The sequence below is a fragment of the Chryseobacterium sp. POE27 genome (assembly GCF_039727685.1).
Lineage (GTDB): Bacteria > Bacteroidota > Bacteroidia > Flavobacteriales > Weeksellaceae > Chryseobacterium.
Genome location: NZ_CP152475.1, coordinates 3,751,215 through 3,770,511, shown reverse-complemented (window position 1 = coordinate 3,770,511; position 19,297 = coordinate 3,751,215). Strand labels below are relative to the sequence as shown.

Genomic DNA, 19,297 nt, shown 5'->3' with positions numbered 1-19,297 from the left:
TGAATTGATTTAAAAAGTCGTAATACGGCTTTAATCATGTTCTGTTTTTGGATTTCAGCGTAATAAGTTTATATTTGCAAAAATTTTGGTTTCCAATCATTTGGAATGAAAAGGGAATCGGGCGAAAATCCCGGACTGTCCCCGCAACTGTAGATCGCATTAAAGATTTCTACGACAAACCACTGTGAAAACGGGAAGGTGTAGAAAAGCGAAAGTCAGGAGACCTGCCAGAATTGTAACTAAATACATTGCTTTCGGAGGAAAAGTAAAATAGAATGGATATAAAAAGATCTCTGGTACTGATTTTTTCGGCTTATGGTTGCTTTCTTTCCGCGCAGGAGAAAGCTATTGACACGGTTTATGTTTTTGATAACCAAATGAGTAAGGTAAAACTTTTTCATAAAGTGAATACCATCAGTCCTGAAGACGCACAGAAAAACTCAACCAACCTTTCCGAAACATTACGTTTCCAGTCTCAAGTCTATATCAAAGAAAACGGACGTGGTGCAGCTTCATCGCCTTCTTTCAGGGGAACAACAGCCCAGCAGACCGCTTTTGTATGGAATGGCATCAATATCAATTCACAATTTTTAGGACAGGGAGATGTGAACAATATTCCATTTATGGGATTTGACCAGCTTGATGTAAAGTCCGGAAGTGTGGGAGTTGTCTACGGCAGCGGAGCAATTGGAGGAACGGTGCACCTTAATAACAGCTTAGATTTTAATAAGGGTTTTCATGCATCAATATTTTCTGAGGCTGCATCCTTTAGCACTTATAATAATTTTGCAAAAGCTTCATTTTCCAACGAGAAATTCAGTTTTAAATTTTCGGGAAATTATTCGGAGAGCGAAAATGATTATAAAGTAAAAGAATCACGAAACTATATCAACAGAAACGGACAATATTCCAACACGAATTTCAATATTGCGGCGGCTTACAAAATTGCTCCCCATCACCAGTTGTCGTGGATCACTGAATTTTTCAACGGAAATCAACATTTCCCTGTATTTCTTGATGATTATACCAAAACAAAATATAAAACCCAAAATGTAAGAAGTCTCCTTGTCTGGGACTGGAATACTTCTAAACTGAGCAACGTTTTCCGTGCAGCTTACACTGAGGAAAACTTCCAGTATTTTGACAATATTGACCATCCTAAAAGCAGTGGCGGAACAGGAAAAAACTATATTCTGAAGAATGATTTTAATTATTTCCTGACTTCAAAATTGAACATCAATATCATCGGAGAATTTCAGGTGAATAAAGCAGAAGGATACATGAGCGGTATTAAAGATGTCAGCAGAAATGTTGGTTCTTTAGCCGGATTGCTAAGGTATTTCGCTACAAAAGATTTGCGTTTTGAAGCCGGAATTAAAAAAAGATTTTGTGGAAGATTACAGCTCACCGGTTTTACTTTCATTTTCGGGAAACTGGAACGTCGTAACCTGGTACAATCTTAATCTGAATGTAGCTAAGAATTTCAGATATCCGTCATTTAATGATCTTTACTGGCAACCGGGCGGAAATATTAATCTGAAACCTGAAACAGCTTATCAGTTTGACCTTAAAAACCAATTTAAAATTGCAGGTGTAAAACTTACGTTAACGCCATATTACATCAGGATCACCGATATGATTACCTGGCTGCCAGGCAATATGGGATATTATTCTCCTGTAAATACCTACAAAGTGCAGTCATATGGTCTGGATTCTCAAATCGAATATGAGAAGAAATTCGGGAAGCATATTTTAAAAACAAATTTGGGATATTCTTACACGAAATCTACCAATCTTGAGACGGAAAAGCAATTGATGTATGTTCCGCTTCATAAGTTTTTCGGGAATATTGACTATCGTTATTCATTCATGAAAATCTATGTTCAAGGGATGTACAATGGTCTTACATATGCCGATACCGAAGAAAAGAGAAGTTCTGCACTGGAACCTTATTTTGTGATGAACGCAGGCGTGTCGGGAACTTTTCTTAAAAATTATACCGTCGGTGGAAAGGTGAATAATATTTTTAACGAAATCTATCAGACAACGGCATTTTATCCACTGCCTAAAAGAAACTACAGTATCTATTTGAATATTAATTTTTAAATGAAAATAAATGAAAATCAGAAAAATTTTATCTCTTGCATTTGCTTCAGCATTGTTGTTCAACATTGCCTGTAGCGATGACGAATTTGTGATGGAAGCACCACAGGTAGATTATGCAAACGGTATCATCATTTCCAATGAAGGAGGGTTCTCAACACCGACCTCTGACGTTTCGTATGTAAGCAACGATTTAGGGATTTTACAGAACGGAATCTACGCTGCAAATAATAACAACGAAATTTTAGGGAGTGTTTTGCAAACAATTGGCTTCAGAGGTGATTATGCTTATTTGGTGATGAACTCGCCTAATAAAATTGAAATTGTAAACAAGCATACTTTCAGAAAACAGGCTACCGTTACATCAAACCTTGATAATCCGAGATACATCGCGTATTCAGGAAATCAATATTTTGTGACAAACAACAATTTTTCAACGGTAAAAAAACTGAATGTTTATAATGCCAACGACAATTCATTTGTAAAAAGCATCAACTTCGACAGATATGCCGAAAAAAGTAGTTGAAGCAGGGGGAAATATCGTAGTACAGACAGATGGTATTTATTATGATTCAGCACCTCCTTATGCAAGTCATCCAACAGGAAATACGATTACAATCGTGAATCCGGCAACAAATGCTGTTTCTAAAACAGTAGATTTACCAAACACAGGCGCCATTATCAAAGATCTTGTATCATATAATGGATTCGCTTATGCACTTACTTCTAATGACACCAATTCTTATATCTATAAAATCAATCCTGCAACAGGATCTTTTGACACGGTTACTCTAACGGCTATCCCGCAGGTACAGAAGCTGAAAATAGATTCTGACAAATTCTATTTTGTGAACGACAGTAAAGTATATTCTATGAATATCAGCTCTACAACAGTTCCTACGACTCCACTTGTTACCTTAACAGGAGTTACCAATCTGTACGGATTCAATGTAATCGACGGAAGATTATATGTAGCGGATGCAAAAACATTCACTTCAGACAGCAAAGTATCCGTTTACAACGCGAACAACGGTTCTCTGTTATCATCTTTCAATACAGGAATCGCAACAAACGGATTTTACAAAAATTAATATTACGCTTTATTGCGAATAGAAATTTATTTTTTCATCATTTGTGTTTTTTTCCGGGCGGTTTCTTCGAAACCGCCCGGATTTTATTTAAACAAAAAAAAGCAACAGACTGAAAATCCATTGCTTTATACGATCTATATTGATATAATTTTATGCTAAGGTTAATCCTAATTTTTCGGCCTCTGCAATCACAAAACTTCTGGCCTGCTCACTGTCATTGGCAATTTCACCTTCAAGGATGGCTTCTTTTACTTTTTCCTTTAAAATTCCTATTTCACGACCGGGTTTCAGATTAAACATAGACATAATCTCTTCACCGGAAATTGGCGGCTGAAAATTCCTTACCTGATCTTTTTCTTCAACTTCCTTTATTTTCACCGCAACATATTCAAAATTTTTCTTGAATTTCTCCTGCTTTTTGGAATTCTTTGTCGTGATATCGGCTTTACAAAGTGTAAAAAGATCTTCCATATCTTCACCGGCATCAAAAAGCAGTCTCCGCAATGCAGAATCAGAGGCATCATCGGTGATGAGTGCAATTGGACGGGACGAAAGTTTTACCATTTTCTGAACATATTTCATATCCGGTCCTAAAGGTAATTTCAACCGCTGAAACAAAGTTTTCACCATCTTAGAACCTAAAAATTCATGTCCGTGGAAAGTCCAGCCTGTACCTTCCACAAATTTTTTGGTAGGCGCTTTTCCGATATCATGAAGTAATGCAGCCCAACGCAACCATAAATTGTCTGTGTTTTCCGAAATATTGTCTACCACTTCCAGGGTATGATAAAAATTATCTTTATGCGTTTGTCCTTCAACTTCTTCTACTCCTTTCAGATCAATCAATTCGGGAATGATCAATTTCATTAAACCTGTCTGCTCCATTAATTTTAAGCCAAGCGAAGGCTTTTCGGAAAGCATGATTTTGTTAAATTCGACCATTACTCTTTCCCTGGAAACAATTTTTATTCTTTCCGCTTCCTGCCTGATCGCTTCCAAAGATTGTTCTTCAATCTGAAACTGTAAGGTCGACGCAAAACGAATCGCTCTCATCATTCGCAAAGGATCGTCTGAATACGTTTGTGACGGTTCCAGGGGTGTTCTTAAGATCCCTTTTTCCAGATCATCAACACCATTAAAAGGATCGATCAGCTCACCAAAATTATCTTTATTAAGGGAAATTGCCATGGCATTGATCGTAAAATCCCTTCTCTTCTGGTCATCTTCAATCGTTCCACCTTCTACTTCCGGTTTGCGGCTGTTTTCGGTATAGCTTTCTTTTCTGGCACCAACGAATTCAAGTTCAAGGTCTTTGTATTTAATCATTGCCGTTCCGTACGTTTTGAAAACAGAAACTTTCATCTTGGGATCAATTTCTTTTCCTACGCTTTGGGCAAGTTCAATTCCGCTTTGTTCAGTTACAAAATCAATATCTGTAGAAGCTTTTCTTTTCATCAGTAAATCACGGACATAACCACCAACGATGTACACTGACTGACCATTACTTTCCGCGACTTCAGAAATTATTTTAAAAAGTTTAAGGTTTTTATTTTGATTAAGATTGATATTCATTTTAAATATGTCAAAATTCAGAATCTGCAAAGATAAGCGTATCATCCTTTTGTTCTATAATTAATTTTCTATGTTTTTGGCCCCATGTCACGATAGATTCTATCAGAGGTTCTAAAGATTTGCCATGTTCTGAAAGCATATAATAAGAAGTTCCGTCAAGCTCTTTTTTAGTAATCAGTAGGTTTTGCTCTAAAAATTTGAGTTCCCTGATCAGAGTTCTTGCAGTAATATGTTGAAGATCTCTTTGTAATTCATTAAATCGCTTTTCTTTATCGCACAAGCTGGCAAGAATAGCACTTTTCCATCTTCCACCGATAATATAAATAACGTCATTAACGTCTCTAAGCCGCAGTTGTTTTTGTTTATTTTTCATCATCCTGTTTTTGGTATCCTGAAAGATACTTATATTTTCGCCAAAGATATTATAGGAAATTGGATTTTTATTTAATTTTACCAAAACATTTATGATGAAAAACAAATTACATTTACATCAAAGCATTCCCTTATCGGTAAAAATATTCTCGTGGATTCTAATTGTAGCGGGAATATTTTTCTTTTATGTTTTCACCTTCAATCCCGGATTATCTTTTCCCGGAGCAAGCATCACAGATTATTCGTCACAGCTCGGATTTAGCAGCGCAGGAGTAAGAGTGTTAGGCAGCGTTGCCGCTTTATTGATTTCCGTAATTTTTAATAAACCTCAATGGCTTTTTATTACCCTGATTTCAAGACTGGTAATAGAAACCGGAGATATTATTGTTAATGTAGTCACAAACGGAACCATGACCAACACCATTATGATCGGAGTTATAGCGATTCTTGAACTTTGGGCCGTGGTTAAACTTTACAAAATTATTAAGGCTTAGTTTCCGGAAATGATCTGAAATTATTCTCTAAGAACCTTTATTCTATTATCACTCCAGATTTTGATTACTGAAGATCCTGAATATTTAGAAACCTTTTCTCTGTCTTCTTCCACGGCATAATCTACCAGATTGATAATTTCAGGAGAAATATCAGAGAATTTCAAAGGACTTTTTTCACCACTGAAATTGGCTGAAGTTGAAACCAAAGGCTTATTGAGTTTTGTAATTAATTTTTTACAGAAATCATTTTTCACCAAACGGATTCCGATACTTCCGTCTTCGGCAAGAAGTTCTTTGGGCAGCCCTTTAGGATTTTCATAAACAATAGTCACCGGTTTTTCACTCAAATCGATGATTTCCCAAGCCATTTCCGGAACGTCAACCAAATCCTGTAGCCTCTTTTCAGATTCCACCAAAATGATCATAGATTTGTTTTTTTCCCGTTTTTTGATGTGGAAAATTTTATTAATTGCTTCTATATTGGTGGCATCACATCCAATTCCCCAGATCGTATCTGTAGGATATAAAATGGTTCCGCCGGATTTTAATATTTCTACTATTTTTTCCATAATTCAGTAGGGGCGGGCTTTAGCCCGTCTTCAAAGATAAAAATTCAATTGGCTTTAGCCAAAGCTTATTTAAAATTAAATTTATCCAAAAACATCTTATATTCTTCTGCAAATGTTTTCTTTTTATGATGAGTTTCCTGATTTTTAATATAATTTCTAACCGCTTCAATCATAGATTCTGAAACAGAAACTGCAAAATATTCATCCTGCCACGCAAATTTTTCTTTTGTCAATTGATTCTTATTAATCCAAAAGGATGATTCTCCTTTTACCATCTGAATAACTTTTTCTATACTTTGTCCCGAGCTTAAAGAAATTAAGCAGTGACAATGATCAGAGTAGCCATTTACCATATCTATATAAATTCCTTTTTCTGAAGCATTTTCTTTGATATGTTTCCAGACTTTAATTCTTAACGCTGAAGTATTTAAATAGTGAATTCTATTTCTTGTAGAGAAAACGAAGTGAATATAAATTTTAATATAAGACATTTGTGTTGTTTGTCCAAAAATATAAATTTATTTTAGATTTTGGCTAAAGCCGATTGAATTGTATTGAATAAAAAAACGGGCTAAAGCCCGTCCCTATTGATATTTGTAAAATTATTTTTTAACTCTCAAATAAATTGAAGAAAATATCAAAAACAGAATTGAAGCCAGCCATAAAAAATATCCGATTTCCAGGCTATAAATAGTAGCTTCTCTTCCACTTTCTGAAACTAATACAGAATTCCAGAATAGAAAAGATCCAGAAATTAATAAAGCAATGATGCCTGTAATACTTGAAGCAAAAAACTTCTTAAAAAAGAAGCAGGCTATTGATACGAAAAACCAAATATTCGCTGACCAAATAAAACATTCCAAGATTCCGCCACCTAGAAAACTTATAGCCCCAATTAGTAAAAGCTCAAAAGAACTATAATCTCTAATTCCTCTTGACTCTATAACTGTAAAAGCCGCAAAGAAGAGAGAGACTATAAAAGTTAACAAGCTTATGAGAGTTAAGATATTTTTTAGGGAATACTTCATAAACCGGGCAAATATCTTTCCTCAATAATATTCAAATGATGCACATTGTGTCCTACAATTAATTTCCCGATAATTTCTACTGAAATTTCATTTCCGTTGGCTGCTCCGGTATTCTTTAAAGCTGAAGGATTCAGGGTTTCCAGCAGTATCTGTGACGATTTTCTTACGGATTGATATTCTTCTATCAGAGAATTCAGTATTCTTTCATTAGCATAAGAATTTTTGGCGTAGTTTTCCTCGTCAAAACCAGGAAGTTCATTTTTGTCGCCTCTTGCGAAAGCCAGGATTCTGTATTGAAAAACCCTTTCGGTGTCCGACAGGTGTAAAAGCAATTCTTTAAGTGTCCACTTTCCTTCTGCGTAGGCAAAAAGCGATTGTTCTTCCGAAAGTTTACTATAAATTCCAACTGTTTTCTCTTCTGTTCTTTTCAATTCTTCCAGCCAGTTTTCAGAAGGAATTAAATCTAAATATCGCTGTATATATTTTTGAAATTCTGTCATAATTATAAGTTTAACAATGTGTCAGTCTAGCAATGTAACAATTATTGGTAAACTGCTACATTATTAAATTGTTACATTAATTATTGATCCATTCATAGAAATTTACTTCATCGTAAATTTCAAATCCGCAGGACGGATATAATTGATTTCCGATATCATTCGATTTTCCGGTTTCCAGAAGAATTCCGCCGGCACCGGTTGATCTTGCCATTTTCTTAGCTTCTTCAATCAATTGTTTAGAATAACCGTTTCCACGGTGATTTTCATTAACATATAAATCATTCAGCAACCAGTAGCGTTTCATTCTTGTAGAGGAAAACAAAGGATATAATTGTACAAAACCGACTAATTCATCTTGATTTTCAGCAACAAAAATTTCGGAATCTTTATTTTCGATTCTTTCCGTTATGAATTTTTCGGCTGTAGGAATATCAGATTCTTTATGGTAAAATATTCTGTATTGATCGAACAGTTCAGACAATTGTCTCACATCCTGAATGGTTGCTTTTCTTATCATGATATTGGGTTTTAAAACTTTGTCAAAGCTAAAAGCAGTGAAAATTTAACTTTGACAAAGCTGTGCAAGTCAGATTAAGAAAATGCTCTTTCCAGATCTGCGATCAGGTCTTCCGCATCTTCAATTCCTACGCTTAAACGAACTAAATCGTCTGTAATTCCCAATTCTGCACGTTTTTCTGCAGGGATGGAAGCGTGAGTCATTAAAGCCGGATGATTGGCTAAAGATTCCACTCCGCCTAAAGATTCAGCTAATGTGAATACTTTTACTTTTTCCAAAAATTTGATCGCATCTTCTTTTTTTACCTGATTTGAAAGTGAAAGAAACCATTCCTCCGAAATCTTTCATCTGAGATTTTGCCAGCTCAAACTGAGGGTGAGATGCTAACCCAGGATAGATTACTTTGTCTACGGCAGGATGGGATTCAAGATATTTTGCCACGGCCATTCCGTTTTCAGAGTGTCGCTGAACTCTTAATGCCAATGTTTTAATTCCTCTTAATACTAAATAAGAATCATGAGGACCTAGAATTCCGCCGCTTGCAAACTGGATGAAATGAAGCTTATCTCCCAGTTCAGCATCTTTTGCCACTAAAGCACCGGCGATCACATCGGAGTGTCCTCCTAAATATTTCGTCGCAGAGTGCATGACAATATCAGCTCCTAGATCAATAGGTCTTTGAAGATAAGGGGTGGCAAATGTATTGTCTACGGCAACAAGAATATCTTTTCCTTTTGCCACTTCCACTACTGCCTTTATATCCACCAGTTTCATTAAAGGATTGGTCGGCGTTTCTACCCAGATCAGTTTCGTTTTATCAGTAATGACGTCAGCGATTTTAGAAACATCATCAAAATTCACGAAGGTAAATTTCAGCTGATACTTTTCAAAAAGTCGGGTAAACATTCTGTACGTTCCTCCGTAAAGATCATCTACCGCTACCACCTCATCACCGGGATTTAATAGTTTTAACACACAATCAATTGCCGCAAGACCTGACCCGAAAGCCAGTCCTCTCGCTCCGTTTTCTATGCTTGCCAGGGAATCTTCCAAAGCCTGTCTGGTAGGGTTTGCTGCTCTGGAATATTCATATCCGGAGTGTACTCCCGGACTTTTCTGTGCAAACGTTGACGTTAAAAATACAGGAACATTTACAGAACCCGTCGCCGATTCGTGGTGTTGTCCACCGTGTATTACTTTTGTATTGAAATTCATAATCTTAATAATTTAACAATGTATCAATGTACCAGTTTACCAATAATTGTTACATTGCTAGACTGATACATTGTTATATTAATTCTTACATTTTTATCGCAGACTTTACGGCAAACTCTTCTGCCATCTCCTCCATCCACTGAGCTACATCTTCCTCGCCGGTTGCTCTCTGGTAGGTATTTCCCAGAGACACTAAAATCTGATGAATAAACATCTTCATCTGGTCTACGGGCATTTCTTTCGTCCAAAGGTCGATTCTCAATGCTTCCATATTCTTTTCATCCCAAACGGAAATCATCGTTGCCTTTGTATCTTCCTTTTCTATTCCGCCATCCTGTGCATTCCAGGTGATATTTTCAGGGATGTGGTTTTCATCCAGTTCTACATCTATCGTAATCTGAGTTTTTCTCATAACTTCTATTTTTTTAAATTCTACTATTTCTTAGCCGTATTACAGCTTCATTTCTGATTTTTATTGATCTAATTTCGGCTTATATCCGGATTGGTTAAAAATCACCGTTGCGTCCATATTCAGGAAATCCTGAAGTTTGGTTTCAGGTTTCTGCTTAAGGTATGCTTTACAAATCTGCCATCCCGTAAAAATTCCGATTTGTGGTGAAGACGAATTGTCGATTTCCGTATAAAACTTTGAAAAAGGTCCCGGAGCAATGAAACGGTCTTCAAGCCTGTGGTCATCACCGAAAATAAGGTTATTCTCCACAAAATAATTCCAGATATTGGCTTCGTTGGATACTGCCCATTCGTATTGTTTCTGTGTATAATTCATTTTCAGATAATCCGGATACGTAGGCAAAAAAAGCATCTTTCAGAATCATGATTTTACCGTTGAGAATGATCATATCGATAAACTTCTGATGATCCGGAGATTCTTTCACAAAACCTTCTGCATAGATCTGTGCAACTTTCGGAACAATATTATTCGGATTCATGGATTTCTGGAAATACATTTCAAGACCCTTATAATTAGCATTGCCTTCCCCCATAAAACCTGTCACATCGATGAACAGCAAATTCCCTTTAGCATCATAAAAAATAGGATCCTGAACCATCTGCAAAGCGGATGAAAAAAGATATACTTTCGGACTCTTGAATGAAGGGAAATAATATTTAATGTGGGAAAAAAGATCCTGAAGATCTGCCTGAAGCTTCTTTTCGTCTATTTTACCGATGGCCTCTTTATAGATCTTGATTTCCTCCTGATCTGCCCTGCGCTTTGAAAAATCGGCATCACTCACCGTTCCCTGAAACCATGGAAACTCTGTTTTAAACTGATCCAAAGGAACATTTGCGTCATAAAATCTTTTAGAAATATCCGTAATATCTACCTTTTCCGCAGGATTTTTCACTTCAACCTTCCATCTGTTTTCAGACTCTTTTTTTACAGGAATTTAATCCTAAAACCAATACCAACGAAAGTGCTGCAATTCTGAAAATCTTCATACTTTTACATGAAATTAAGTGTACAAAAATAATGATTTAAACACAATTCAATGATGAAATTTAAAATAATATCCTCTTTGATCCTCATTTCAACCTTCCCTTTTCTTCAGGCCCAGAGACTTATTTTTAAAGACAAAAACCTGGAAAAAGCAGTTCTGGAAAATTTTGACCTCAATAAAGACGGGAACATTACCCAACCGGAAGCCGACCAGGTTGAAAATCTTTTCCTCGTAAGCAAAGGGATCACTGTTACAGAAGATCTCCGCTACTTTAAGAATGCCAAAATGATCGTACTGGACGGCAATAATATTCCTGATATCTCCGTCAGAAATATGGATCATCTTCAGCTGTTTTCCTGCACAGGATGTAAAATATTGATCTTTAAAGCAGAACGTCTTACCAACCTTACTTCTCTATATCTTGACAACAACAGGATTGAAAATATTTCGCTGAAATCTACTCCTGCAATTAGTCAATTAACTGTATCTTTAAATAAAATTAAGGCTATTGATCTCAGCGGCCTTAAAAACATTATAAATATAAACCTGGAACATAACCAGATCCAAAAGCTGGATATCTCACAAAATCTGAAGCTTCAAACTTTGAATATCAAAGAAAATCCTTTAAAGGAATCCGATGTCAGAAAAGGAGCTCAGGACGTAACCATTTTTGGATTTCATCAACAATAAAAATATGCATCTGGAAACCGAAAGACTGATTCTAAGAAAATTTGAAGAAAGTGATGCGGAACGCATGTTTCTCCTCGACTCCGATCCTGAAGTCATGAAATACATAGGAATGCCTCCCCTTTCCGACATCAGCGAATCCCAAAACGTTATCAGAATGATCCGTCAACAGTACGTAGACAATGGTGTCGGCAGACTTGCCGTGGTCGAAAAGGAACGCAACCTGCTCATCGGATGGAGCGGATTAAAACTCCTGACCCAGGAAGTGAATGGTTACAATAATGTGTATGACCTCGGATATCGTTTCATGCCTGAATTTTGGGGGAAGGGCTATGCATTAGAATCTGCAAAAGCTTCTCTTGATTTCGGGTTTAATGGTTTAAAAATTGATACCATTTACGCTCATGCTCATTCTGAAAACCAGGCCTCCAATCATATTTTGAGAAAGCTGGGCTTTAGACAGACAGGAGAATTTACAGAACCCGACGGAATCTGCTTCTGGTACGAGCTGAATCATGAAAATTATCTTTAATAATTCTTTCAAAACATTTAATTTTGAAACTTCTTATCTAAAACATATTTAAAATATAAACAATGCAGACACAGAAAGTAATAGATCATATTGTCAACTGGCTGAAAGATTATGCAGTAAAGGCCAATGTAAAAGGGTATGTCATCGGGGTATCCGGAGGGGTAGACTCGGGAGTGGTTTCTACCCTTTGTGCCATGACAGGACTGGAAGTTCTCCTGGTAGAAATGCCGATCCGCCAAAAAGAAGACCAGGTAAACCGCGCACAGGATCATATGGAAGATCTGAAAAAGAGATTTCCAAATGTGCAGGGAAAAACCATCAATCTGACCCCTGTTTTTGAAAGCTTCGAAGAAACTGTACATGATCACATAGAAGGCAGATGGAGCAACAACCTGGCGCTGGCCAATACAAGATCACGCTTCAGAATGCTTACTTTATATTATTTCGGTCAGCTCCACGGGCTTTTAGTATGTGGTACCGGAAATAAGGTGGAAGATTTCGGAATCGGATTTTACACAAAATATGGTGACGGAGGGGTCGATGTTTCGCCCATCGCAGATCTTTATAAAACTGAGGTATATGAGCTGGCAAGAGCTTTAAATTTAATTGAAAGCATCCAGAATGCAATCCCGACAGACGGGCTTTGGGATGCCGACAGAACCGATGAAGACCAGATAGGAGCCACCTATCCCGAACTGGAAAAAATTCAGAAAGAATACGGCACAAAAGCCGTGGAAGATTATGAAGGTCGCGATAAGGAGGTATTTATGATCTTCGACAGAATGCATAAAGCCGCCAAACATAAAATGGTTCCTATTCCGATCTGCGATATTCCGGAAGAATGGAGAGGGTAAATTAATGTAGCAATATAACAGTTTACCAGTGTAACAATTAATTAGATTGGGTATATTACTAAATGTTACATTGTTACATTGTTACATTGTTACATTGTTACATTGCTAAATTAAAAATATGAATAATAAAACAAGACCGCTATTTTTCATCTGCCTGGGGCTTCTTTTCGGGATGTCCATGATGTATGTTTATAATAATTTCATTGCAGATAAAAAGATAGACCGCTCAAAGCCTGTCATCGAATACAGCAGTGCAGAATCTCTGCCAGAAAGTACTTCTTCCGATCAGCAGCAATCTATTGATAAGCTTACGGAAGACAAAACCGTGATCAGTTTTGTAAAGCAGAACCATAAGCTTCCTGATTTTTACATCACTAAAAATGAAGCCAGAAAACAGGGCTGGGATCCTTCAAAAGGGAACCTCTGTGAGGTACTTCCGGGAAAAGCCATTGGTGGCGACAGGTTTGGTAACCGTGAAAAATCATTACCTGAAGGGCTGTCTTATTTCGAAGCCGACGTCAACTATCATTGCGGCAACAGAAATGGCGACCGTATTGTATTTACAGAAAACGGTGAGGTGTACCTGACGAAAGATCATTATAAAAGCTTTGAAAAGCAATAACCGGAAATTGAAAACGAGAAAGGAATTATTATAAAAATATGAAAACAATATATATCGATTTTACAGACATAGGAGATTATGAAGACTTCTATACACAATTAAAGGAAAAACTCCCCTTGCCGGAACATTTCGGCGATAATCTTGATGCACTTTCGGATGTGATCACCGGCGAACTTGAAATGCCGCTTCACCTTGAATTCGTAAATATGACAGTCGATCAGCTTGAAACGTTTGAAGATCTCCTCACTACCCTTGAGGATGCAGAAGACGAAGTAGATGGATTTACATTTACGTATTTTCTTGAACAGTATGAAGAGTAAGTCGCTTTAGTAAGAATGTGGATTCGGGAGATACTCCTGTGCTTTGTCATTCAGGCAGGAATCTTATTAAAGCATTTAAAAGACACAAACAGGGAGTCCTGAAGAGACGACTTATATCAGGACAGGATAAAATCCTGTCAACGACAATTCGAATCATTTCGGCGAGCCAAAGGCTCGCCGAAATGATTTCTAAAACCATTGATCATCCATTCAACCGGGCCTTCGAGTAGCCTCAGCCCCGCCATTTTACAACTCTTTGTCATTCCGCAGAAACCTTCATACCCTAGCGCTCTCAAACTATCCGCGCCCACTTTGTCATTGACTCCGTCGAATCTTCGATTTCCGTAGGAATCTCGGCATCGTTGGTAACAGTAGCATGGAAAGATTCGGGCTTAGATCCCTATGGGATGACAATTGGGATGGATAGAATGGACGTCGTTGTGTAGGAAGTATTCTAGAATCACCACAACGCTCACGCCCTACAACTCTAAAACCCTCCGACTCTCCCACAAAAATAGTTGACTTTGTGTTCTCTTCTAAGTGAAACGGCTTTGTGATACTTATATACGCAATGCTTTCAATAAATCTTAGTGCGCTTAGCGTTCACGGTGTCAGGCTGAGCCTGTCGAAGCCTTAGTTATTAGGTTGTGGAGATTGTGCTGGCCCTTCGACAGGCTCAGGGTGACAGGAGTGCATCGCTTCAGTGACAGGCACTGTAACAACTCTTAAAAAGTCTTGGTGATTTCGGCTCCGCTCAGCCACCAAGATCCCCACTCTCTGACTCTCTGACTTTCCACCCCTCCCACAAAAAAGACTGCCCTTTCGGACGGCCTCTCTACTAAATATCTACGTTTTTGTCAGCACCGCTTATATCGTACGGTCAACGATCCTTACATCGGACGGTCAACATAGCCTTGACCGTACCATCAATACCCCCTTGATCGGGCGGTCAACGAGGTGTTGACAAATACAGTCAAATTCTCATTCAAAATACGATCCTAGAAAAAAAACTCCGGCCGGGAAACCTTTCCCAAACCGGAGCTGTTGTTGTCATAAATCTTAAATTTTTACCATGGATGGTTCACGCCTGTGGCACTGACCGGTCCGCCCGAGTGGCAGTGAACGGACAGTACTGATGGCAGTGTCCGGACAGTACGTGTGGCACCGTCCGGTCTGCAGCATAATGTAAGCTACTCTACTGTAAGCGGTTTATCCAACAATGCCGTTCTTGGCTGCTTCAGTATGCTGCTGTCTGCAAACTGCGTGACCACTTCCAGCTGATAGGTGCCTGCCAGTAATGCGGGAATCACGACGATAAGCTCCGAAGGATTGTTCGTTACCATATCGCTTTCTTCTACCATTGTTCTGACATTAGAGGCGGTATTGACAAAGAATACCCCTATAAAAGGATCATTGCCTGTTACCTTGATCTTGCTTCCGGCAATCTTAAGGTTTCTGCCGGGAGTAAGAAGATCATTAACCGAACCGCTCTTTACATCCGTTACCTGAAGAATCACGGCAGAAGCCTCTGCCACACCTAGGATTTCGACTTCAATATTGGGAATCTCTGCCCGTAGCTTTTCTCCCTGGTTGAACTGGAAGATAATGCTGTGCTTGTCTTTATTAAAAGTCTCCGAAGGACTGTCAAATACTCCTCGGATAGTGGTGCTTGCCATAAAATAGCCGGTATTGATGAAATACCCGTCACACAGCTGATACGCCATTTCTTTCAGGAACAGCTCTGTAGCGTGTTCCATTGCTGAAGCAGAAATATCTGCCCCTCCGCGGTTGGCGGCTGACTGGCAGATCTGCTGTACATTGAGGCTTCGCTCGCTTATCGTACGCGCCGTGAAATCATTGGGATTGTCTTTCGTTAAAACGTTATCATAGAGATACGCTTTGATTCTGTGAAGAATTGTTGCCATTGTTTTTGATTTTAAATGGTTGTTAAATTGTTATTATTAACCCTAACAGGGTTATCACCCCTGTTAGGGTCAGGATTAATTAACTCAGTCGTTGTCGGATTGCTGGCGCAAGTGTCCCGCTAGTGACCAACACCATTCCTGAATCTCCCTTTTATATTTTAAACCCAACACGAGCGAGACGCTCGCGCTCGCGGGGTTGTTTTAAAACAATTCTTATCGTAACCTCTGAATCATTATCAGACTCCGATATGATTGACCTACCCCCGGTGACGCTTTTGTTATTATTGTAAAATTACTCGTAAGCGGTACAATTGTGAAATCTAAAGATTGCGCTGTATCAATTATAATATAATCGTCAAAATAAGCAGTTCCATAAGCATTACTAGAATTTGAAAAACTAATAAGTGAATACTCATTATTTCCTACTATAGCTTTAATAGTTAAATTATTACTATTATTTTGAGCTCCAAAATTTCCTACTATCCTTGCTTGTACTTTATAAACACCAGGTTGTAATATTATGCGATCTGTTGTTCTGCTTGGTGTTCCAAAACCCGCAGTTAGTACCGCATTTTCTGTTATTGTACAACCATTAATTGTATTAATAAAATTAGATGCACCATTAGAAGCTACATCCATTTCTGCTGCATCATTATTGAGATTAAAACGAAGTGCAGCTTCCGAACCTGCATTGTAAGTATTAGAATTTAATCCTATTCTAAGAATTTGCCCCTCAGTAGAGGCTGTATTATTTTTATAAACATCTCCGTTTGTGTCAACGACTAATCCAGTAGAATTGATTCCTGCTGATAATGAGGGTAAATTCTCAAATCTTATCGAGTTATTATTGGCATTTACATGTAAAATCTTTTGAGGTGTTGCAGTCCCAATTCCAACTCTGTTATTCACGGCATCTACATTTAATGTAGTCCCATCTACGGTAAAATGACTTGTTCCTGAAGCTGCTGAAGAAGTAAAGCTAAGGTATTGGCATTTTGTGCCACTGTGGTGTTACCGGCTAGCGATCCACTTCCTTTGTAGATTCCTCCTGTTCCTGTACTTACTGACGATAATTGGCTGTTTGTTACTTTCCCTGTGCCTATAGAAGTTACACCTGCATTATCCATTGTCACATCTCCTGTCGGGGTGACTGCTGTAGCAACATTTGATGCATTTCCAACATAGATTTTTCCGCTGCTAAGGGTTGTACTCACTCCGGTAGCATCTGTTGCCGGTGCCCAGTTGGTTCCGTTCCATCCTAACACCTGTCCACTTGTAGGAGCAGTACTGGATACAGATCGTCCCTGTATTCCTACTACGGAAGTTGCATTGCTATTTGCTGATGCAGTAACATCTCCTGTCAGAGCTGTTCTTTCAAAGCTGGTTCCATTCAGATTGATCGAGGTAGAGCCGGAGTAGGTGGTATTGGTATCAGTAGGTGTTACCCATGTTCCGTCTCCTCTTAAAAAGGTTGTAGCGGTAGCTCCTGCGGGAAGCTTGGCGATGGTAACTTTCCCTGTTCCGATAGAAGTCACTCCGGTATTGGAAATGGTGACATCTCCTGTTGGAGTTACTGCTGTAGCCACATTCGATGCACTTCCCACCAGGATGTTTCCGTTGGCAAGAGAGGTGTTCAAGGTGTTACCGGTTGCAATCTTCTGCCATGCACTTCCATCAAAATAATAATATCCCGGAGCAGTAATATTGGCAGTAGCCCCTGCGGGAGCCGAATCGGCAGCAGATGCATACACGATGAGTCCCTTCTGGTTTGTTCCATAGACTCCTGCTGCTGTTGCCGTACGGATATCACTACCGGATAATTGCGGGATGATCAATCCTTCAGGTTTGGTTCCGTTTGTTTTGGCAGTGATGTCAAGGGTTGCTTTTGGAGATGTATTATTAATCCCCACCTGAGCGAATGCTGTCATACTGAAGAGCAGAACAGCTGTTGTAATTAATTGTTTCATTGTTTTGTATTTATGAGTTTGTTTATGTTTTGGTGACTTAGTCGGCGTTTATTCGAACACTAAGTACACAAAGATTTTTTTTATCTATGATGTGTTTTTAAGTTTCACAAAGGCGTTGCACTTATAAGAGAACACTGAGGTTTTAGAGTTGGAGGGTTTTAGAGTTTGAGCGTGGGAGAGTCCTGGTGGCTGAGGTGACTCGAAGCCACTATTCCCCTCTCAAACCCTCCCATATTCCCCTCCAACCCTAAAACCCTCCCACTCTCAAACCCTCCGACTCAATAATAGCTTCGGCAGGCTCGTCACTTCGAGTAGATTTTGAAAAAATCATATCGAGAAGTTTGTGAGTTTGAGGATAAATTTCATTCTCGATACATTTTTTCTTCACCTTGTTACGAAAAAACACTCGAATTGACGAAACACGAATGCCACTAATGGTTGAACACTAATTTCACTAATATTGTGTGATTTTCTTTGCTGAGATCCCTACGGGATGACAAACAGAGTGGATAATCTCCTTTACTAAAGCATTTGTTTTTATTGGCGTTCAACAATTTGTGTCATTTGTGATAAAACATTCGTGTTATCCGTGTTTAAAATTGGGCGGAGGACGACCGAAATGATTGATGCTAATGCGTATAATTTGAAAAGGAGGAAAAGTAATATGAATATTTTTTTCCTCATCCCTTCTTGCGCTTATTAATAGAAAAAAGGAAGATGGTATTGTTTTATGCTGAAGCTTTATCGGAGAAGGATTTCCGATAATAGCTGTAAGTGAAGAATTGAAAAGGAGTCCAAGACTATGTTTGCCTGTTGGACCATTTTTATAGCAAGTATTCTCCGCTGGATTACTTATTGACTTCTGAGTGGAACTTCCTGGAGAAGATGTTTTAACAACAGTTTTGGACCACTTTTTAAAAGAGTCTTTTCTTAAGTTCTGACCGGAAATATATATTGGAGAATCTGCATACAAATACGAGTCTTCGGATACAAAGACTACAGAATCAGAGGATACAAAGATTTGAGCGCTCAACAATGATGATACCAAGACCACAACAAAGCACAGCAAAACCACGCAAAAGCGTTGGAGGGAGAGGGTTGAGGGAAATATCATTTGTAGTCTCATGTTTTGTAAGAAAGTAGTCTATCCTAGACTACTTTTTTTACATACAAGGCTCACCATTGCAAAACTTCTTAAAAACAGGTGTAAAATGAGATGTAAAATTGCGCCTGTTTTGCTACAAATTTTTCTTTAAGACTTTATGATGAACAAAACTAAGAAATTAGAAAACAATTTGTTGTGTTTGGAAGTAAAAAGAATTTGTTTACATTTGTAGCTGAGAAAAGTAGTCTAGGATAGACTACTTTTTTTTTGATGCTTTACCATTCCTCAGCAAAGCCTATCCATAAAGAGTTTCAGAGAAAAAGGGAGTTGTCAGTCATGTGCGGTTGAATAAAATATATAATTA

General features: G+C 38.2%; 24 protein-coding genes, 1 pseudogene and 1 riboswitch. Of the genes and pseudogenes, 10 read left to right on the top strand and 15 right to left on the bottom strand.

The window, feature by feature from the left end; translation table 11 throughout:
• The first annotated feature begins 69 nt into the window (after positions 1-69).
• A riboswitch (cobalamin riboswitch) is annotated at positions 70-247 on the top strand.
• A gap of 28 nt (positions 248-275) precedes the next feature.
• The 4 genes from AAHI02_RS18125 to AAHI02_RS18110 are packed head-to-tail and all read left to right on the top strand — an operon-like array spanning position 276 to position 3,194.
• On the top strand, positions 276-1,463 hold the full coding sequence (locus tag AAHI02_RS18125; protein ID WP_346984449.1) for a TonB-dependent receptor: 1,188 nt from the start codon (positions 276-278) through the stop codon (positions 1,461-1,463).
• Positions 1,390-2,106: a TonB-dependent receptor gene (locus tag AAHI02_RS18120; protein ID WP_346984448.1), complete on the top strand. Its 717-nt coding sequence runs from the start codon at positions 1,390-1,392 to the stop codon at positions 2,104-2,106. The genes AAHI02_RS18125 and AAHI02_RS18120 overlap by 74 nt, the downstream gene beginning before the upstream one ends.
• 10 nt (positions 2,107-2,116) lie before the next feature.
• Entirely contained in the window at positions 2,117-2,629 is a 513-nt protein-coding gene (locus tag AAHI02_RS18115; RefSeq protein WP_346984447.1) for a hypothetical protein, read from the top strand.
• Positions 2,610-3,194, top strand: coding sequence for a hypothetical protein (locus AAHI02_RS18110; protein WP_346984446.1), 585 nt, complete (start codon positions 2,610-2,612; stop codon positions 3,192-3,194). Before AAHI02_RS18115 ends, AAHI02_RS18110 begins: the two co-directional genes overlap by 20 nt.
• A 150-nt stretch (positions 3,195-3,344) precedes the next feature.
• Here AAHI02_RS18110 and AAHI02_RS18105 read toward each other — a convergent pair whose 3' ends face one another.
• Positions 3,345-4,766 (bottom strand): HD domain-containing protein, encoded by a 1,422-nt coding sequence (locus AAHI02_RS18105; protein WP_346984445.1) that lies wholly within the window; start codon positions 4,764-4,766, stop codon positions 3,345-3,347.
• A 10-nt stretch (positions 4,767-4,776) separates the two neighbouring features.
• On the bottom strand, positions 4,777-5,223 hold the full coding sequence (locus AAHI02_RS18100) for a helix-turn-helix domain-containing protein (RefSeq protein ID WP_346984444.1): 447 nt from the start codon (positions 5,221-5,223) through the stop codon (positions 4,777-4,779).
• A gap of 10 nt (positions 5,224-5,233) precedes the next feature.
• On the opposite strand from AAHI02_RS18100, the gene AAHI02_RS18095 reads away from it, so the two are divergent.
• Complete coding sequence (locus AAHI02_RS18095) at positions 5,234-5,632, top strand: hypothetical protein (protein ID WP_346984443.1); 399 nt, start codon at positions 5,234-5,236, stop codon at positions 5,630-5,632.
• Positions 5,633-5,652: 20 nt separating this feature from the next.
• Here the strand turns inward: AAHI02_RS18095 and AAHI02_RS18090 are convergent, their stop codons facing one another.
• The 9 genes and pseudogenes from AAHI02_RS18090 to AAHI02_RS18050 all read right to left on the bottom strand — a co-directional run bounded on the left by AAHI02_RS18090 (position 5,653) and on the right by AAHI02_RS18050 (position 10,828).
• The gene (locus AAHI02_RS18090; protein WP_346984442.1) at positions 5,653-6,201 is read right to left on the bottom strand and encodes an L-threonylcarbamoyladenylate synthase; all 549 of its coding nucleotides are present in this window, start codon (positions 6,199-6,201) and stop codon (positions 5,653-5,655) included.
• A 65-nt stretch (positions 6,202-6,266) separates the two neighbouring features.
• A complete protein-coding gene (tnpA, locus tag AAHI02_RS18085; RefSeq protein WP_346984441.1) occupies positions 6,267-6,692 on the bottom strand; it encodes an IS200/IS605 family transposase in 426 nt (141 codons plus the stop codon).
• Between the two features lie 111 nt (positions 6,693-6,803).
• On the bottom strand, positions 6,804-7,190 hold the full coding sequence (locus tag AAHI02_RS18080; protein WP_346984440.1) for a hypothetical protein: 387 nt from the start codon (positions 7,188-7,190) through the stop codon (positions 6,804-6,806).
• A gap of 35 nt (positions 7,191-7,225) precedes the next feature.
• Positions 7,226-7,729 (bottom strand): DinB family protein, encoded by a 504-nt coding sequence (locus AAHI02_RS18075; RefSeq protein ID WP_346984439.1) that lies wholly within the window; start codon positions 7,727-7,729, stop codon positions 7,226-7,228.
• 76 nt (positions 7,730-7,805) lie between these two features.
• Positions 7,806-8,246: a GNAT family N-acetyltransferase gene (locus tag AAHI02_RS18070; protein ID WP_346984438.1), complete on the bottom strand. Its 441-nt coding sequence runs from the start codon at positions 8,244-8,246 to the stop codon at positions 7,806-7,808.
• A gap of 74 nt (positions 8,247-8,320) precedes the next feature.
• Positions 8,321-9,461 (bottom strand): annotated as a pseudogene (locus AAHI02_RS18065) (cystathionine gamma-synthase).
• Between the two features lie 85 nt (positions 9,462-9,546).
• A complete protein-coding gene (gldC, locus tag AAHI02_RS18060; RefSeq protein ID WP_042723122.1) occupies positions 9,547-9,873 on the bottom strand; it encodes a gliding motility protein GldC in 327 nt (108 codons plus the stop codon).
• A 60-nt stretch (positions 9,874-9,933) separates the two neighbouring features.
• On the bottom strand, positions 9,934-10,248 hold the full coding sequence (locus AAHI02_RS18055; RefSeq protein ID WP_346984437.1) for a hypothetical protein: 315 nt from the start codon (positions 10,246-10,248) through the stop codon (positions 9,934-9,936).
• A complete protein-coding gene (locus tag AAHI02_RS18050) occupies positions 10,172-10,828 on the bottom strand; it encodes a hypothetical protein (RefSeq protein WP_346984436.1) in 657 nt (218 codons plus the stop codon). Before AAHI02_RS18050 ends, AAHI02_RS18055 begins: the two co-directional genes overlap by 77 nt.
• 144 nt (positions 10,829-10,972) lie before the next feature.
• Here AAHI02_RS18050 and AAHI02_RS18045 point away from each other — a divergent pair, with 144 nt between their 5' ends.
• From AAHI02_RS18045 to AAHI02_RS18025, 5 genes are all read left to right on the top strand, one after another.
• A complete protein-coding gene (locus AAHI02_RS18045; protein WP_346984435.1) occupies positions 10,973-11,611 on the top strand; it encodes a leucine-rich repeat domain-containing protein in 639 nt (212 codons plus the stop codon).
• Between the two features lie 4 nt (positions 11,612-11,615).
• Positions 11,616-12,140, top strand: coding sequence for a GNAT family N-acetyltransferase (locus tag AAHI02_RS18040; protein WP_346984434.1), 525 nt, complete (start codon positions 11,616-11,618; stop codon positions 12,138-12,140).
• 62 nt (positions 12,141-12,202) lie between these two features.
• Complete coding sequence (gene nadE, locus AAHI02_RS18035) at positions 12,203-12,994, top strand: NAD(+) synthase (RefSeq protein ID WP_346984433.1); 792 nt, start codon at positions 12,203-12,205, stop codon at positions 12,992-12,994.
• A gap of 118 nt (positions 12,995-13,112) precedes the next feature.
• A complete protein-coding gene (locus AAHI02_RS18030; RefSeq protein WP_346984432.1) occupies positions 13,113-13,616 on the top strand; it encodes a ribonuclease domain-containing protein in 504 nt (167 codons plus the stop codon).
• A 38-nt stretch (positions 13,617-13,654) separates the two neighbouring features.
• On the top strand, positions 13,655-13,936 hold the full coding sequence (locus AAHI02_RS18025) for a barstar family protein (RefSeq protein WP_346984431.1): 282 nt from the start codon (positions 13,655-13,657) through the stop codon (positions 13,934-13,936).
• Between the two features lie 1,190 nt (positions 13,937-15,126).
• On the opposite strand, the gene AAHI02_RS18020 is transcribed toward AAHI02_RS18025, so the two are convergent.
• From AAHI02_RS18020 to AAHI02_RS18005, 4 genes are all read right to left on the bottom strand, one after another.
• Entirely contained in the window at positions 15,127-15,861 is a 735-nt protein-coding gene (locus AAHI02_RS18020; protein WP_346984430.1) for a DNA-binding domain-containing protein, read from the bottom strand.
• A gap of 213 nt (positions 15,862-16,074) precedes the next feature.
• Complete coding sequence (locus AAHI02_RS18015) at positions 16,075-16,770, bottom strand: hypothetical protein (RefSeq protein ID WP_346984429.1); 696 nt, start codon at positions 16,768-16,770, stop codon at positions 16,075-16,077.
• A gap of 26 nt (positions 16,771-16,796) precedes the next feature.
• Entirely contained in the window at positions 16,797-17,828 is a 1,032-nt protein-coding gene (locus tag AAHI02_RS18010; protein ID WP_346984428.1) for a hypothetical protein, read from the bottom strand.
• A gap of 583 nt (positions 17,829-18,411) precedes the next feature.
• Entirely contained in the window at positions 18,412-18,942 is a 531-nt protein-coding gene (locus tag AAHI02_RS18005) for a hypothetical protein (RefSeq protein WP_346984427.1), read from the bottom strand.
• Positions 18,943-19,297: the final 355 nt, after the last annotated feature.